The sequence below is a fragment of the Plantactinospora sp. CNZ320 genome, assembly GCF_002846275.1.
In genome coordinates, this window is sequence record NZ_PJMP01000001.1 from 3242964 (window position 1) to 3258128 (window position 15165).

General features: G+C 72.5%; 12 protein-coding genes and 1 riboswitch. Of the genes, 4 read left to right on the forward strand and 8 right to left on the reverse strand.

The features are described from left to right. Window positions 1–85: 85 nt before the first annotated feature. Window positions 86–1054, forward strand: coding sequence for an aldo/keto reductase (locus tag CLT71_RS14185; RefSeq protein WP_486483262.1), 969 nt, complete (start codon window positions 86–88; stop codon window positions 1052–1054). Window positions 1055–1065: 11 nt separating this feature from the next. On the opposite strand, the gene CLT71_RS14190 is transcribed toward CLT71_RS14185, so the two are convergent. The 7 genes from CLT71_RS14190 to CLT71_RS14220 all read right to left on the reverse strand — a co-directional run bounded on the left by CLT71_RS14190 (window position 1066) and on the right by CLT71_RS14220 (window position 9622). After that, window positions 1066–3084 carry an acyl-CoA dehydrogenase family protein gene (locus tag CLT71_RS14190; protein ID WP_101367520.1) on the reverse strand — a complete coding sequence of 673 codons (2019 nt, stop codon included), beginning with the start codon at window positions 3082–3084 and terminating at the stop codon, window positions 1066–1068. Between the two features lie 523 nt (window positions 3085–3607). Beyond that, window positions 3608–4537: a serine hydrolase gene (locus CLT71_RS14195; RefSeq protein ID WP_101367521.1), complete on the reverse strand. Its 930-nt coding sequence runs from the start codon at window positions 4535–4537 to the stop codon at window positions 3608–3610. Beyond that, window positions 4530–5168, reverse strand: a complete 639-nt coding sequence (locus tag CLT71_RS14200; RefSeq protein ID WP_101367522.1) for a hypothetical protein — start codon at window positions 5166–5168, stop codon at window positions 4530–4532. Before CLT71_RS14200 ends, CLT71_RS14195 begins: the two co-directional genes overlap by 8 nt. Before the next feature lie 109 nt (window positions 5169–5277). Further along, the gene (locus CLT71_RS14205) at window positions 5278–7245 is read right to left on the reverse strand and encodes a bifunctional diguanylate cyclase/phosphodiesterase (protein ID WP_101367523.1); all 1968 of its coding nucleotides are present in this window, start codon (window positions 7243–7245) and stop codon (window positions 5278–5280) included. Further along, window positions 7242–7832, reverse strand: a complete 591-nt coding sequence (locus CLT71_RS14210; RefSeq protein WP_101367524.1) for an RNA polymerase sigma factor — start codon at window positions 7830–7832, stop codon at window positions 7242–7244. The genes CLT71_RS14205 and CLT71_RS14210 overlap by 4 nt, the downstream gene beginning before the upstream one ends. A 391-nt stretch (window positions 7833–8223) precedes the next feature. Further along, on the reverse strand, window positions 8224–8733 hold the full coding sequence (locus CLT71_RS14215) for a DUF6328 family protein (RefSeq protein ID WP_101371440.1): 510 nt from the start codon (window positions 8731–8733) through the stop codon (window positions 8224–8226). A 139-nt stretch (window positions 8734–8872) separates the two neighbouring features. Further along, window positions 8873–9622: an SIS domain-containing protein gene (locus CLT71_RS14220; protein WP_101367525.1), complete on the reverse strand. Its 750-nt coding sequence runs from the start codon at window positions 9620–9622 to the stop codon at window positions 8873–8875. A 131-nt stretch (window positions 9623–9753) separates the two neighbouring features. After that, window positions 9754–9861: riboswitch (TPP riboswitch) on the forward strand. A gap of 77 nt (window positions 9862–9938) precedes the next feature. Here CLT71_RS14220 and CLT71_RS14225 point away from each other — a divergent pair. The 3 genes from CLT71_RS14225 to CLT71_RS14235 all read left to right on the forward strand — a co-directional run bounded on the left by CLT71_RS14225 (window position 9939) and on the right by CLT71_RS14235 (window position 12859). Beyond that, window positions 9939–10529, forward strand: coding sequence for an ECF transporter S component (locus tag CLT71_RS14225; RefSeq protein WP_101367526.1), 591 nt, complete (start codon window positions 9939–9941; stop codon window positions 10527–10529). A 72-nt stretch (window positions 10530–10601) separates the two neighbouring features. Continuing rightward, window positions 10602–12062, forward strand: a complete 1461-nt coding sequence (locus CLT71_RS14230; RefSeq protein ID WP_101367527.1) for an ABC transporter ATP-binding protein — start codon at window positions 10602–10604, stop codon at window positions 12060–12062. Beyond that, window positions 12059–12859, forward strand: coding sequence for a CbiQ family ECF transporter T component (locus CLT71_RS14235; RefSeq protein WP_101367528.1), 801 nt, complete (start codon window positions 12059–12061; stop codon window positions 12857–12859). Before CLT71_RS14230 ends, CLT71_RS14235 begins: the two co-directional genes overlap by 4 nt. Window positions 12860–12944: 85 nt before the next feature. Here CLT71_RS14235 and CLT71_RS14240 read toward each other — a convergent pair whose 3' ends face one another. Next, window positions 12945–14885: a serine/threonine-protein kinase gene (locus CLT71_RS14240; RefSeq protein WP_101367529.1), complete on the reverse strand. Its 1941-nt coding sequence runs from the start codon at window positions 14883–14885 to the stop codon at window positions 12945–12947. Window positions 14886–15165 lie beyond the last annotated feature (280 nt).

Genomic DNA, 15165 nt, shown 5'->3' on the forward strand with positions numbered 1-15165 from the left:
TCCGTTCCTTGTGCTCAACAACAGGAGACGAGACGGCCGGACTCCCCATGACCGGCAGTTACCCAGGTCACAGTAGGGTGCGGTGGTGCACGAAGAACAACTACCGCCGGAAGCGTCTCCCCGCCGCCCGCTCGGCAGCACCGGCCTGCGCGTCACCCCGGTCTGCGTCGGTGGCGGCCCGCTGGGCAGCATGCCGGGTCTCTTCGGGTACGACGTCAGCGCCGAACGCGGCACCGAGACCGCGCTCGCCGCGTTGACCGGCCCGTTCAACTTCCTCGACACCGCCGCCGGCTACAGCGACGGGGAGAGCGAGCGGCGGATCGGTGCGGCGCTGCGCCGGATCGGCGGCGTGCCGGAGGGCTTCGTGCTCGCCACCAAAGTGGACCGGGACATGCGGACCGGCGACTTCTCCGGCGACCAGATGCGCCGCTCGGCCGAGGGGAGCCTGCGACGGCTCGGCCTGGACCGGCTGCCGCTGGTCTATCTGCACGACCCCGAGCACATCAGTTTCGAGGCCGGCATGGCGCCGGGCGGCCCGGTCGAGGCGCTGCTGGAACTCCAGCGCGAGGGCGTGATCGAACACCTCGGGGTGGCCGGCGGCCCGGTGGAGCTGATGGCGAGATACCTGCGTACCGGGCACTTCGCGGCACTGCTCACGCACAACCGGTGGACCCTGGTGGACCGCTCGGCCGGTGACCTGATCGACGAGGCAGTCTCGCTCGGTGTCGGTGTGGTGAACGCCGCCCCGTTCGCCAGCGGGATCCTGGCCAAGGGTCCGGCCCAGTTCACCAAGTACGCCTACCGGGAGGCCGATGCCGCGACGCTGGAGCGGATCCGGGCGATGGAGGCGGCGTGCGCGGCGCACGGCGTACCGCTCGCGGCGGCGGCACTCCAGTTCTCGCTCCGCGACCCCCGGATCACCTCCACAATCGTCGGGGTGTCCCGCCCGGAGCGGATCCCGGAGACGGCCCGGCTCGCCACCTGGGCCGTCCCCGACGAACTGTGGGAGACACTCGCTCCGCTCACCGCCCCGAAGGACTCCTGGCTGTACTGAGCCTCCGGGCCTCAGTTTCCTGGCTGTACCGAGCCGCCGGCCTCAGTTTCACCGCCCGGCTTCGGGATGTGCCGGCGTACGTCCTCGGCGGTCGACGGGCCGGTCTGCCACGGGGCGACCCAGGGCAGGTCGGCGGGCGGGGTGATGACACCCTCCTCCAGGAAGGCGTACCGGCCGGCGAGGATCCGCTTCGCCGCCGCCGTGTCGACCGAATCGGTGTTCTCCCAGAGGGCCCGGAAGAGTGCGGCGATCCGCACCCTGGCCTGCCGGCAGAAGAGATCGGCCAACTCCACGCCCTCGGGCCGGGTCTCCCGTTCGGCGTGCGCCCGCACGCAGACCGCCGACATCGCGAAGAGTTCGGCGCCGATGTCCACGATCCGGCCGAGGAAGCCCTGCTTGTGCTCCAGTTTCCCCTGCCACCGGGACATCCCCAGGAAGGTGGACCGGGCCAGTTTGCGGGACGACCGCTCGACGTGCCGCAGGTGCCCGGCGAGGTGGCCGTACTCGGCGTACCCGCCGGGGTTCTGGCCGCGTCCGACCGCGAGGGTCGGCAGCCACCTGGCGTAGAACGCACCCGCCCTGGCCCCGGCCCGGACCTTCTGCCCCAGCTCGGCGTCGGGGTCGATGATGTCGCCGGCCACCGAGAGGTGTGCGTCGACCGCCTCCCGGGCGATCAGCAGGTGCATGATCTCGGTCGAGCCCTCGAAGATCCGGTTGATCCGCAGGTCGCGGAGAATCTGCTCGACGGCGGCCGGGCGCTCGCCCCGGGCGGTGAGCGAATCGGCGGTCTCGTAGCCGCGCCCGCCCCGGATCTGCACCAGCTCGTCGGCGATCTTCCAGGCCATCTCGCTGGCGTAGAGCTTGACCAGGGCGGCTTCGATCCGGATGTCGTTGCGGTCGTCGTCGGCGAGCAGGCAGCAGAGGTCGAGCATGGTCTCCATGCCGTAGGTGGTGGCGGCGATGAACGACAGTTTGGTCGCCACCGCCTCGTGCCCGCCGACCGGCCGGCCCCACTGCACCCGCTCGGCGGCCCACTCCCGGGCGACGTTCAGCGACCACTTGCCGGCGCCGACGCACATCGCCGGCAGCGAGAGCCGGCCGGTGTTCAGGGTGGTCAGCGCGATCTTCAGGCCGCGTCCCTCGCCGCCGATGACGTTCTCGGCGGGTACGAAGACGTCGGAGAAGCGGGTCAGGCTGTTCTCCAGGCCGCGCAGCCCGAGGAAGGCGTTGCGCCGTTCGACTGTGATCCCCGGCGAGTCCGCCTCGACGACGAACGCGGTGATCCCGCCGCGCCGCCCCTCGGACTTCGGCACCCGGGCCATCACCACCAGCAGGGAGGCCACGGTGCCGTTGGTGGCCCAGAGCTTGACGCCGTTGAGCCGGTAGCCGGTGCCGTCGGAGGTGGGCTCGGCGGTGGTGGCCAGCCGGGCCGGGTCGGAGCCGACGTCCGGCTCGGTCAGTAGGAATGCCGACACCTCGCCGGCGGCCAGCCGGGGCAGGAAGCGCTGCTTCTGCTCGTCGGTGCCGAACATCTTCAGCGGCTGCGGCACCCCGATCGACTGGTGCGCCGAGAGCAGCGCGCCGATCGCCGGGCTGGCCGAGCCGGCCAGGGCCAACGCCCGGCAGTAGTGCAGGTTGCTCAGGCCGAGACCGCCGTACTTCTTGTCGATCTTCATGCCGAAGCTGCCGAGCCGGGCCAGCCCGGCGAAGACCTCGTCCGGGATCCGCGCGTCCCGCTCGATCGCCGCGCCGTCCACCTCGGACCGGACGTAGCTGTCGAGCCGGCCGAGGAACTCCTGCGCCTCGGCGGCGCGCTCGGGGTCGGGCTGTGGCCACGGGTCGATCAGGTCGAGCCGGAGCCGGCCGAGGAAGAGTTCCTTGCCGAAACTCGGCTTGCCCCACTCGGTCTCCCGGGCGGCCTCGGCAACCTGGCGGGCCTCCCGCTCGGAGACCTGTCCGGCCTCCTTGGGCAGCGGCCCGACTCCGTCCGACCCGCTCGCCGCCGGCCTGTTCTGCTCTGTCGTGGTCACGGCAACCCCCTCGATCGAGTACGGCGGTGAGGTGCTGCCCGCGCCCAGCGCAGTCGGTGGGTGCGCGCAACCTCCTGGCGTCTGCGGCCGATGTACCGCCAACGCTACCTCGGTTTGTTACCCGTCGGTAGCACCGATTATGCGGATACTGGCAATCGCCGCTGCCGCACGCCGCCGCTGCTGACGGCGGTGCCGCCACCGGTCAAGGGGTGACTGTGCGATCGCGAGACTGTCGAGCTGCCCCGCATGTGCGCCCGCGCTCCGAGCACCCTTACCGTCCTTGCTGGCCGAAGCGGCCGACAACCCTCCCAACGCCGCACCACACGCACGTGATCACCTGGACATGAAGTGCGCTACGGCTCTCCCGTAACGCCTCTGTTGTCCAGGTGATCATGCGGGCCGGCGGGTGGCGCGGGGCCGGCGGCCGGGCGGGTGGCGCGGGGGCCGTCGCCAGCGGAGCGTGGTCTGTCCGGCTGCTCCGCGACGGCAACCGGCTCGGCAGTTTGGCAGCAGCGGCACACGGCTAACCGGCGGAACCGGCCAGCACACCGCTCAACGGGATGGCACGCAGCTCGGTCAGGGCGTACCGTGCGGCCTTCTCCACCGCCGCGATCCCCTTCTGCCGCGTCGGGTGGTGGTCGGAGAGGACCGCGACCAGCCAGTCCCGGCCCGGCTCGACGATCCGGCCGATGCTGTTCGCCAACCACAGTCCGTTGTCGGCGTCCACAGTCGTCCAGCCGTTCTTGACGTAGCTGGCGGTGCTCGCCGGACCGGCGGCGGCGGTGATCCCCCAGTCCTGCTCCTCGTCGACCTGGCCCATCAGCCCGAGCAGGAACTTCCGGCCGTCCTCGTCGAGCGGGCCGGCCGGATCGGTGACCACGGTCAGCAGCCGGAGCTGGTCGGCCGCGGTCGTCGTGGTCATCCCCCAGCTCGAATTCGCTGTGGTCTGGCGCAGCCCGAGGGCCCTGTTCGCGGCGGTCAGCCCGGCCCGGTAGCCGATGGTGGCGTACAGGCTGCTCGTCGCCGCGTTGTCGCTGACCACGATCATCGAGCGGGCCAGCCGCCGCTCGTTCGTGCTCATGTCCCGCCCCTGCTCCTGCCGACGCAGCAGCAACGCGGCCAGAATGTCCACCTTGACGACGCTGGCGGTCTGGTACCGCCGGGTGCCGGCGGTGACGGTCAGGCCGCTGGTCCGGTCCCGCACCGCCAGCGTGACCCGGCCGCCGACTCCGCGCAGGTAGCGCTCGATCCGGGTACCGGCCAGCGCCGCGTGGTCCGGGGTCGGGCTCGGCGTCGGCCGGGCCGGGCTGGCCGACGCTCCCGGCTGCGGGCCGGCACCGGCCGAACGCGTCCACCGGTACGTCAGTCCGGTGCCGGCCGCACCCGCGCCGAGCAGGGCGGCGGCGGTGGCGACCAGCAGCTCCCGCCGTCTGGGCCCGCGACGGCTAGGCAAGGAGATCCGCCAGCTTCCGCACCACCGTCTGCGCGGTACGCCGGTCCGCCGGCCCCGGTACGTTCAGTGTCGAGAGCCGGTCACCATGGCGTACCGCCACCAGCAGCGCGGACCGGGGCGGTGCCCCCGGCGACTCGATCCGTCCCCGCACCACAAGTGCTTCGGCGGGGGGCAGATCGGTGTCGAGGAGCGTGAACGAGACCGTGGCGCCGTAGGCGTCGTACCGGGAGCAGGTCTGGACGACCCGGCGTACGTCGTCGAGCGCCCGTACCGCCCAGCCGGGCTCGTACGCCTCGACCACCTGCGTCGCGACCAGTTCGGACGGCTCGTGCCGGTAGCGGCGTTGCACGGCGCCACTGCGATGCCGCTGGGCGGGATAGTCCTGCTCTCGGTACGCCGGGCAGTCGGACTGGAGCCACGGCCACGGCGGCGGCTCCGGCGGATGCTGGCTCTGCCGCCATCCCGCGCCCAGGCCGCTCGGCTGGAGCAGGGCGAGGTCGAGCGCGGCCGGTCGGTGCACCGGGGCGCTCGCGCTCGGTCGGGCATCCTGGCCGGCCGACGGGCGGGACACCGGATCGGCGGCACAGCCGGCGGTGAGGCCGGCGACCGCCAGCAGGACCGGCAGCAGCACGGCTGTCCCGGCCAGCCTGCCGACCGCCGGTGACCACCTTGTTCGGGCTTCCACACCTCCTAATGACGACCGCCGCGGGCGGGATGTTGCATGGACGCCTCGGACGCGGTCATCCGGTGGCGGCCCGCAACTTCCGCTCCGGGTCGGCCTCGGGTTCGGCGAGCGCGAGCGGCGTACGCGTCGGGCTGGTCACCGGCTTGGGCTTGCCGACCAGGTACCCCTGGGCGAAGTCCACCCCGTAGTCGCGGAGCAGATTCATGGTGGCCTCGTCCTCCACGTGCTCGGCCGCGGTCCGGATGCCCAACCCGCCGCACATCTCGACGATCGACCGCACGATCCCCTGGTTCGCCACCGAGTGCGTTATGCCGGCGATGAACTCGCCACCCACCTTCACCAGGTCCACCGGAAAGTAGGTGAGGAAGGCGAACGGCACGTGCCCCGACCCGAAGTCGTCGAGGGCGAGTTGGCAGCCGAGCTGGCGGATCCCGTACGCGAAGTTGTGCGCCTCGGTCAGATTGCCGATCCGTGCCGTCTCGGTGATCTCGAAGGTGAGCTGGCCGGGATCGACGTCGTACTGCTGGAGCCGCTGCTGTACCCGTTCCAGCAGGTACGGGTCGCCGAGCGAGCGCGCGGAGAGGTTCACCTGGTAGTGCGAGGTACGCGGGCCACGGGCGATCAGTTCGATGGTCCGGTCGATCACCCACCTGTCGATCGGCAGGATCTCGTCCAGCCGCTCCGCGTCGCCGAGCAGCGTGGACGCCGAGTGCGCCTGCCCGCCGTCGTTGAGCACCCGGAGCAGGATCTCCTGCCGGGTGATCTGGTTGAGCCGCAGGTCGAGGATCGGCTGGGTGTAGAGGGTGAACCGGTTCTCGGCGACCGTGGCCCGTACCCGGCTCCGGCACAGCTCCCGGCGCTCGTCCTCGGCCGCCGGCTGGTCCAGGGCGACCCGGTCGACGCCGGTCGCCCGGGCCCGGCGCCAGGCCGTCTCCGCGTCCACGATCAGGTCGGCGCCCCGGCTGCCGTCCCGCCCCTGGTAGCGGACCAGGCCGCCCCAGGCGTCGACCAGCCGGGTCCGGCCCAGCACATAGGACTGTGACCGGATGCCGTCGATGATCTGCTCGGCGAGCGCGGTCGCCGAACTCAGCGTGGTGCGCTGCATCAGCACCCCGAACTCGTACGGACCGGTCAGCCCGCAGACGTCTGTGCGACGGGCGACCCGGCGGACGACCTGGGCGACCGCCACCGCCAACCGCTCCTGCTCGTCCGCACCGCCGCCGGCCCCGTCCACCGGACCGGCGTCGAGCCCGCCGGACGGGCCGATGGACGGACTGGCGTCGAGGCCGCCGGACGGGCCTGCGGACGGGCCGACCGGCTCGACGGCCACCACGAGCAGCACGCCCGGCCCGCCCCGCTGGGCGGTGTCGATCTCGTCGGCGAACCTCGCCCGGTGGAAGAGCCCGGTGACCGGGTCCCGGCCGGCCAGTTCCGCCTGCACCGTCTCGCGGCGGCGGACCAGCCGCGCCTGCTCCAGTCGGGCGAGTTCGAGTTCGGTGATGTCCTGGGTGGTGGCGACGATGCCGTACGGCCGGTTCTTCGCGTCGACGACGAATTCGAGGTGGCAGTGCACGTACCGGGTGACCCGGTCCGGGCGGATCACCCGGCAGGTCGTCTCCCGTACGGTCCGGTCCCGCCACACCGACTCGACGATCCGGCGTACCCCGTCGACGTCGTCGGGGTGGATCAGCCGGGTCAGTGCCGCGACCGAGTGCCGCAGCGTGCCGGGCGGATAGCCGAGGATCAGGGCCATCTCGTCCGACCAGGTCAGCTCACCGCTGGCCCGGACCCAGGTGACGGTGCCGAGCTTGGCCAACTGGGCCGCCCGGGTGATCCGGGCCGCCTCGTCGATGTCGGCGGTCAGCGGATCCCGTACCTCGATGTCGCCGATCAGGTCCCGACCCTCGGAGACGGCACGCTGGTACTCCTGCCGCACCCGGCGGGTGGCGCGGCGCGCCCGGGCCCGTTCCAGTTCGCTGAGCGTCTGGTCCGAGGCCAACGACAGGATGTCGTCCAGGTTCATCCCCGCTCCCTCCCACCGGAGGGCGCGTCGAAGCCCGCCTGCTGGGCGAGTTCCTTCAGCCGGGCCCGAGCCGCCTGCCGGTACGTCCGCACCGTGTTGTACGCGATGCCGAGGATCGCCGCGATCTCGTGGTCGGACCAGCCGTCCAGCGCCAGCACGAAGACCTCGGCCTGCCGGGGTGGCAGCCTCGGCAGCCAGCCGCGCAGCAGCTCCCGGGCTTCCGCCGGGTCGGCCGGCTCGGCGAGAAGCTCCGACGGCGCCTCCTCCAGGCTGACCGTCACGTCCTGCCGGCGACGCCGTTGCAGCACCAGCAGCTTGTACCGGGCGGTCTTGTACATCCAGGCCAGCGGCTTCTCGTATTCGCGGATCTGCTCCCACTTGTCCCGGGCGGTGATGAACGCCTCCTGTACGGCGTCCTCGGCCAGTCCCCGGTCCGCGCACCGGGCGAGCAGGAAGCGCTCGACCAGTACGAAGTTCCGCTGGCAGAACGCCTCGAAGCTCACCTCGGCCTCGGACTCGGCCCGGCCCCGGTCCCCCAACCGGGCGGCCGACTCGGCCCGTACCACCGCGTTGTCCCCGCTCCTCATGCCGGCTCGCCCCCGTCTGTTCGACGTGGACCCCGACGTGGACCCCGCGGGACCGCGACCCGATACCCGTCGCGGTCCCGCACCAACGGCCCCAACCCCCCGATCGGGCCCACCAGCACCGCCGCCGGGTCACCGGTCGGCAGTCCCCCCAGAACCTCGCTCATCCTCGCCTCTCGCGGTCCGTAGTTGTCGTTCCGCGTATAACTCTCCGTCAAGGGCCTCTGTGTAGGGGGCGACCCGCCAAGACGAAGATGGCAATGATCAAGAATGTGGCGATGAGCTGGTGCGTCTCCACCGATCTGCCACTGTAGACAACCCGATCAGCCGAGAATATCTACTGTCCAGTATGGATTGCGGAGAGTGACAACGAAAGGTCTGCCGGGTGGCGTGCTCACTCGACCGCGTCGGGGCGGGCGCTGGGCGGCACGCTGTCGTCGTCATCGTCGGCCTCGCCCCAGTTGCGGCGCAGGAACGGCAGCGCGGCCCAGAAGGTCAGGAACCAGACCGCGGTCAACCCGCTGAGCACGAACGCCACCGGCCGGGGCAGTACGAAGTCGGTGATCAGCAGCACCGAGCTGACCATCGCGATCAGCATGAACGCCAGCCCGCCGGAGGCCATGGCGTGCGCGAACCGGACCAGCTCCGGCTTGCGCCCCTGCCGGAAGAGCGCCCGGTGGAAGGCGACCGGCGAGATGATCAACGCGGTGGCCGCCGCCGCCGCCAGCAGCGCGACGACGTAGGTGTCCTTCTGGAACGTGGTGGCTCGCGGGAAGCCGCTGCTGAACGGCAGAGTGAGCAGAAAGGCGAACAGAATCTGCACCCCGGTCTGCGCCACCCGCAGCTCTTGCAGCAGGTCGGCGAAGTTCCGTTGCCAACGCTGCTTTTCCGTCTCCATGGCCACCTGGGCCACCTCCCCCTCGCTGACGTTCGCAGCAGTGTGCCCTGCGCGACCACACGTGAAACGCGAGGAAGGCTCGACAGCGGACGGGAAGGTGGTACCGGCACCAAACCGGGCGGCGCGGGAGGTCGAAGCGCCGGATTCAGCTGCCTCGACGGATCCGGCCGGCGTACCGGGCTTCCAGGCTGTTGTTGTGGTCGTCGCTGTCCGGAATGTTCGCCGAGAGGTAGACCGGGGCCGTCTCCCCCGCCTCGACCAACCGGCGTACCACCTCCACCACGACCTGCTGGGCGAGCAGCGCGGCGGTGATCGAGGAGACCGCGCCGACCGCGCCGCCACCGGGCAGCGGCAGCGTCGCGTCGCCGTACGGGGCGCCGTTGTCGAGTACCACGTCGGCCAGGTCGCCGAGCTTGCGGCCGGACGGATGCCGGGAGGCGACCCGTGCCGAGTGCTGCTCCGAGGTGATCGCGATCAACCCGTGACCGCGTTCCTTCACCAGCGACGCGAACTCGACGATCGTGCCGTTCACCCCGGAGTTCGAGGCGATCACGAAGACGTCCCGGGGATCGATCGGGGTCAGCTCGTAGAGCCGGTGCGCCACTGTCGGATCCCGCTCCAGGGTCGGTCCGAGGATGTCGACCGGCTCACCGCCGTGCAGTACCAGGTCACGCAGCGCGATCCGGTTCGTCGGCACCAGCCCACCGGCCCGGCCGGCGATCTCCATGGCCAGCGCCTCCGAGTGACCGGTACCGAACGCCTGCACCACCCCACCGGCCCGCAGCGCGTCGGTGACCAGGTCGGCCGCCCGGCGTACGCCGTCCTGGGCGGCGGCAGCCACCCGCCCGATCGTCTCGGTGACCACATCGAGATAGCCCTCGGGGCTGAGTGTCACGCCGCACGCGTCCCTTCGAGATGTTGATCTGAGCCATCCACCCTAACCCGCAACCTCGTGGGCGCCGCCACATCCGCCGGTTCACCGCTGTCGACACAGCGGCAACCGGTGTACCGTCTGCGCAACAACAGCACATCCGACAGGGGAGCGCACAGCGCTGAGAGTGCGGGTGACACACCCGCAGACCCTCGAACCTGATCTGGGTAATGCCAGCGCAGGGAGTTCGGTCGAGTCTCCAGCCGCGCCGCAGTCCGGGGCCGTCCCGGGTTGCGGCGTGCGTCTTGCCTGGTTCGCCACGCGACTGGGAGGCACGCCCATGAGTACGTCCACCACCACCAGATGGCGCACCGTCGACATCGTCGTCGCCTCGGTCATCGCGGTCGCGTTTGGGGTCATCTTCTGGGCCTGGAACCTGGTCTGGGGCGCCACCGAGGGCGCCTTCACCTTCTTCCCGCCCGCCCAGGCGGTCATCTACGGCATCTGGCTGGTACCCGGAGTGCTCGGCGGCCTGGTGATCCGCAAGCCGGGTGCGGCACTCTACTGCGAGTTCCTCGCCGCCTTCGTCTCGGTGCTGCTCGGCAGCCAGTGGGGCACCGTCGCGATCCTCCAGGGGCTCGCCCAGGGCGTCGGCGCCGAGCTGGCGTTCCTCGCCGTCGGGTACCGCTCGTTCCGGCTGCCGGTGGCGGTCGGCTCCGGGCTGCTGGCCGGTCTCGCCGCCGCGATCTTCGACCAGATCCGCTACTACTCCGAGTACGACTTCGACTCGTTCCGGCTACCGGTCTTTCTCTTCACCGTGCTCAGCTCGGCGGTGATCGCCGGTGCCGGCGGCTGGGCGCTCACCCGCGCCCTGGCCCAGACCGGCGTGCTGGACCGGTTCCCGGCCGGTCGAGATCGCACCGCGGTGTGAGCGGAGCGAGCGAATCAGCCAGCTCAGGGTGGACGAGCCTCATGACGGCACGCAGCGCAGCGGAGTGCCGGCATGAGTGAGGTGCGGCTGCGCGGTTTCGGCTGGCGGCACGCGGGCCGGCGGGCCTTCGCGGTCCGCGACGTCGACCTGCGGATCGGGCACGGCGAGCGGGTACTCCTGCTCGGCTCCTCCGGGGCCGGCAAGAGCACCCTGCTGGCGGCACTGGCCGGACTGCTCGCCGAGGACTCCGGCGAGCAGGAGGGCACCGTCGAGATCGACGGGCTCGATCCGCGCAAGGCCCGGGAGCGGGTCGGCATCGTCTTCCAGGACCCGCAGACCCAGCTCGTGATGGCCCGGGCCGGCGACGACGTGGCGTTCGGCCTGGAAAATCGCGGGGTACCGGCGACGGAGATCTGGCCCCGGGTCACCGAGGCGTTGCACCGGGTCGGCTTCCCGTACGGCCTGGACCGGTCCACCGCCGCGCTCTCCGGCGGCGAGCAGCAGCGGCTCGCCCTGGCCGGAGTGCTGGCGCTACGGCCCGGACTGCTGCTGCTCGACGAGCCGACCGCCAACCTGGATCCGGGCGGCGCCGAGTTGGTCCGCGACGCGGTCCGGGCGGCGGTCGACGACGACACCACGCTGGTCCTGGTCGAGCACCGGGTCTCGGAGGCGCTGCCGCTGGTGGACCGGGTGGTGGTACTCGAACCAGGTGGCGGGGTACGCGCCGACGGGCCGCCGGAGCAGGTCTTCGCGGCGCACGGCGCGGCACTGGCCGCCGCCGGGGTCTGGGTGCCGGGGCCGCCGCCGGCACCGCGCCGGGCCACGTCCGGCCCCGGCGAGGTGTTGCTCACCGCTGACCGGCTCGGCCTGCCGCCCCGGCTGGCCGACACCGACCTTCGGGTACGCGCCGGCGAGACGCTCGCCGTGCTCGGCCGCAACGGTGCCGGAAAGTCCACCCTGGCGCTGCTGCTCGGCGGGCTGCTCCGGCCCGGTACCGGCCGGCTGGCGGCGACCGAGGCACTGGCCGGCCGGCACGCCGGCACCGCACCGCACCGGTGGCGGGCACCGGTGCTGGCCGGCCGGATCGGCTCGGTCTTCCAGGATCCGGAGCACCAGTTCGTCCGCAGTACCGTCTTCGAGGAGCTGGCGCTCGGGCCACGCCGGACCGGTCAGCCCGAATCCGCGGTCCGCTCGGTGGTCGAGGAACTGCTGGGCCGGCTCCGGCTGGACCGGTTGGCGGCGGCCAACCCGTACACCCTCTCCGGTGGGCAGGCGCGGCGGCTGAGCGTGGCCACCGCGCTGGCCACCGCGCCCCGGCTGCTCGTACTCGACGAGCCGACCTTCGGCCAGGACCGGCGTACCTGGCTCGAACTGGTCGAACTGCTCGCCGGGCTGCGCGACGGCGGGCACGGCATCGTCACCGTCACCCACGACGTCGACTTCGTCGTCGCGCTCGCCGACCGGACGATCCGGCTCGGCGGTGACGGGGCGACGGAGTCGGGGCAGACCCGGGCGGCGGGGCGGCCCCGGTGATCCCGTACCAGCCGATCGCCGCCCCCGACGCGCCGCTGGCCCGGCGTAACCCGGTGGCGAAGGTGGCCGCCGCGATGGTCGTCTCCGTGGCGCTGATCGCCACCGTCGATCCGGTGGCCCCGGCGGTGGCGATCGCCTTCGAACTCGCCGTGGTGCCACTCTTCGGCGTCCGGTACGCCGCACTGGCCCGGCGGGCCTGGCCGCTGCTGCTCAGCGCCCTCGGCATCCTCTGCACCCTGGTGCTCTTCGCCGCCGAGCGGACCGGCGACCTGCTGTGGCGGGCCGGGCCGGTGGAGGTCACCACAGGGGTGCTGGCCACCGCGCTGGGCATGGCGCTGCGGGTGATCGCGGTGGCGCTGCCCGGGGTACTGGTCTTCGCCACCACCGACCCGACCGACCTGACCGACGCCCTGATCCAGAACACCAAGGCGCCGCCCCGGTTCGCGATCGGGGCGCTGGCCGCGTTCCGGCTGGTACCGCTGCTCGCCCTGGAGTGGCGGATGCTGAGCCTGGCCCGGCGGGCCCGGGGTGTCGACGCCGGCCGGAATCCGCTGGCCCGGCTGCGGCTGTTCGGCTCGACCGCGTTCGCCCTGCTGGTCGGGGCGATCCGCCGGGGTACCCGGCTGGCCACTGCGATGGACGCCCGTGGCTTCGACTCGGGCTCGCCGCGGACGTCGGCCCGTCGGCAGCGGTTCACCGCCGCCGACGCCGCCCTGGTCGCCGGGGCCGCGACGCTGGCCGGCGGAGCGCTCGCGGTCAGCGTCGTGCTCGGCACCTTCCGGCCGCTGGTCGGCTGACCCGGCTACCTGGGCCCGCTCGGCGGCCCAGGGCTGGTGAGACTGCCCGGAGCCGGCGAGACTGCCCGGTCGGGCGGGGGCCCGGTCAGTCCAGGGTGGCGATCTCGATGTCGCCGAACGCGACCCGGTAGGACGGTTCCCGGCCCGGGTCGGAAATCGGATCGGAGAAGATGCCGAGCACCACCCGACCGGCCACCGGTGCGTCGTCCCGGGCCGCGCCGACCTGCCGACCGTCCTGATAGAAGCGAAGGTCCGCACCGTCGGCGACCACGCCGACCCGGATTCGGCCGTTCGTCGGCAGATCCGGCGGGAAGGGGAAGTCGCCGACCTCGACCGCGGCGTCGGGTCCGTGCCGCATCAGGTGGTACCCGTCGGCGCAGACCCGCAGCACGTACCCGCCCTGCGCGTCGGTGAACCGGAACCAGATCCCGGCACAACTGTCCGGCTCGACCAGTACGACGTCGACCTCGGCCCGTACGTCGGCCCAGATCTTCTGCGGCCCCGGGCACCGGTACGGCCCGTCGCTCTGCTTGGAGACCACCAGTCCGTCGTCGAACTCACAGCCGACCCGGTGCCGCTGGTCCGTCCTCGGCGACCAGAGACCCGCTTCGGTCAGCGGATCGGTGACCACCACCTGGCCGGACGGCGGTGCCCCGGACTGGCCGGCGGTCGGCGTGGAACCCGCTGGCCCGGTCGGACCGCCGATCGTGGCACCGGGTCCGGCGTTGGCCAGTGGACCCGATGCCGCCTGGTCGGCTCCGGGCCGCTTCGTACCCGGTGGCAGCATCCCGCTGGCGTAGCCGACGGTGACCGCCGCACCCAGCAGTCCCACGAGCGCGAAGAGTGCGCTGGCGAGCGTCGCCCACCGGCCGCCCCCGCTGCGGGCCGGTGCGGCGGGAGTTGCCGGCTGCCCGGTCTGGACCGCGTCGGGCGGCCCGACGGCGGCTCCCGGACCGGGCGTACCGGCGCTGACCGGCAGTGGGGCCTCCCGCGCGACCAGCCCGTACGGGCTCCCGGCGAACCGGTCCGGGGCGCCGGGCGGGCTCGCCGTACCGGATCCGGCCGACGTGTGCCCGACAGGCGCTGTCTCGGCGAGCGGGCGCTGGTCGGTGACGGCCTGCGCCCGCTCGGCGGCGGCCAGCAGGTCCGACTGCCCGGCGAGCGTCTCGACGACCTGACCGGTCCGGCCCGGCCCGCCGGCCAGCAGCCGGTCCAGCAGGTCACGGGCGTTCGGCCGGCGGTGCGGCTCCTTGGCCAGTGCCAGTTCGACGAGTTCGCGCAGGGGTCCGGTCAACCCGTCGAGATCGGGCTCCTCGGTCATGATCCGTACCGCTGTCGCGGCCGGCGTCTCGGCGGCGAACGGGGTACGCCCGGTGCCGGCGTACGCCACCACGGCGCCCCAGGCGAAGACGTCTGCGGCCGGCGTGAGTACTCCCTTGGTCACCGACTCGAGCCGTTCCGGCGCCATGTACGCCACAGTGCCGATCACCTGGTCGGTCCGGGTACCGGCAGCGGTGCCGTGCATCGCGCGGGCGATCCCGAAGTCGATCACTTTTGGACTGCCGGGTGGCAGCAGCACGTTGCTCGGCTTGAGATCGCGGTGGATCACTCCGGCACCGTGGATCGCGGTCAGCGCGGTCGCCATCCCGACCGCGAGCCCGTAGAGGTTGCCCGGGGTGAGCGGGCCCCGGTCGGCGACCACTGTGGACAGGCTGGGGCCGTCGACGTACTCGACGACCAGATAGGGCGGGTCGTGGTCGGGGTCGGCGTCGAGCACTTCCGCGGTGCAGAACGGTGGCACCTGGCGGGCCCGTTTCACCTCGCCCCGGAACCGGCGCCGGAACTCGGCGTCGTGCGCCAGATCCGGCCGGATCACCTTGACCGCCACCGTCCGGCCGTCGGACAACCGGGCCAGGTAGACGGTGCCCATGCCGCCCTCGCCGAGCCGGCCGACCAGTTCACACGGGCCGAGTTGGCGCGGATCGGTGGGTCGGAGCGGTTGTGCCCCGGCGACCTCGCCCGTCATCCCGACCCTCCACCGCCCCGCGGACCAGCCACCCCGTCACCGGAAGTCGAGTAAGTATCACACCGGATCAGCTCAACCGGGAGGCCGGGCGGAAGTCACGATGTGCGGGCCGACCGACGGCGGCGGGTTTCCCCGAGGCCCCGTGAACGGAACGGCGAGCGGCGACGGCGGGTTTCCCCGGGCCCCGTGAACGGGACGGCGAGCGGCGGCGGCGGGTTTCACCGGTCAGGGCGGTACGGCGCCGGGCGGATTGGCCCGGCGCCGTACCCTGCGGATCCGT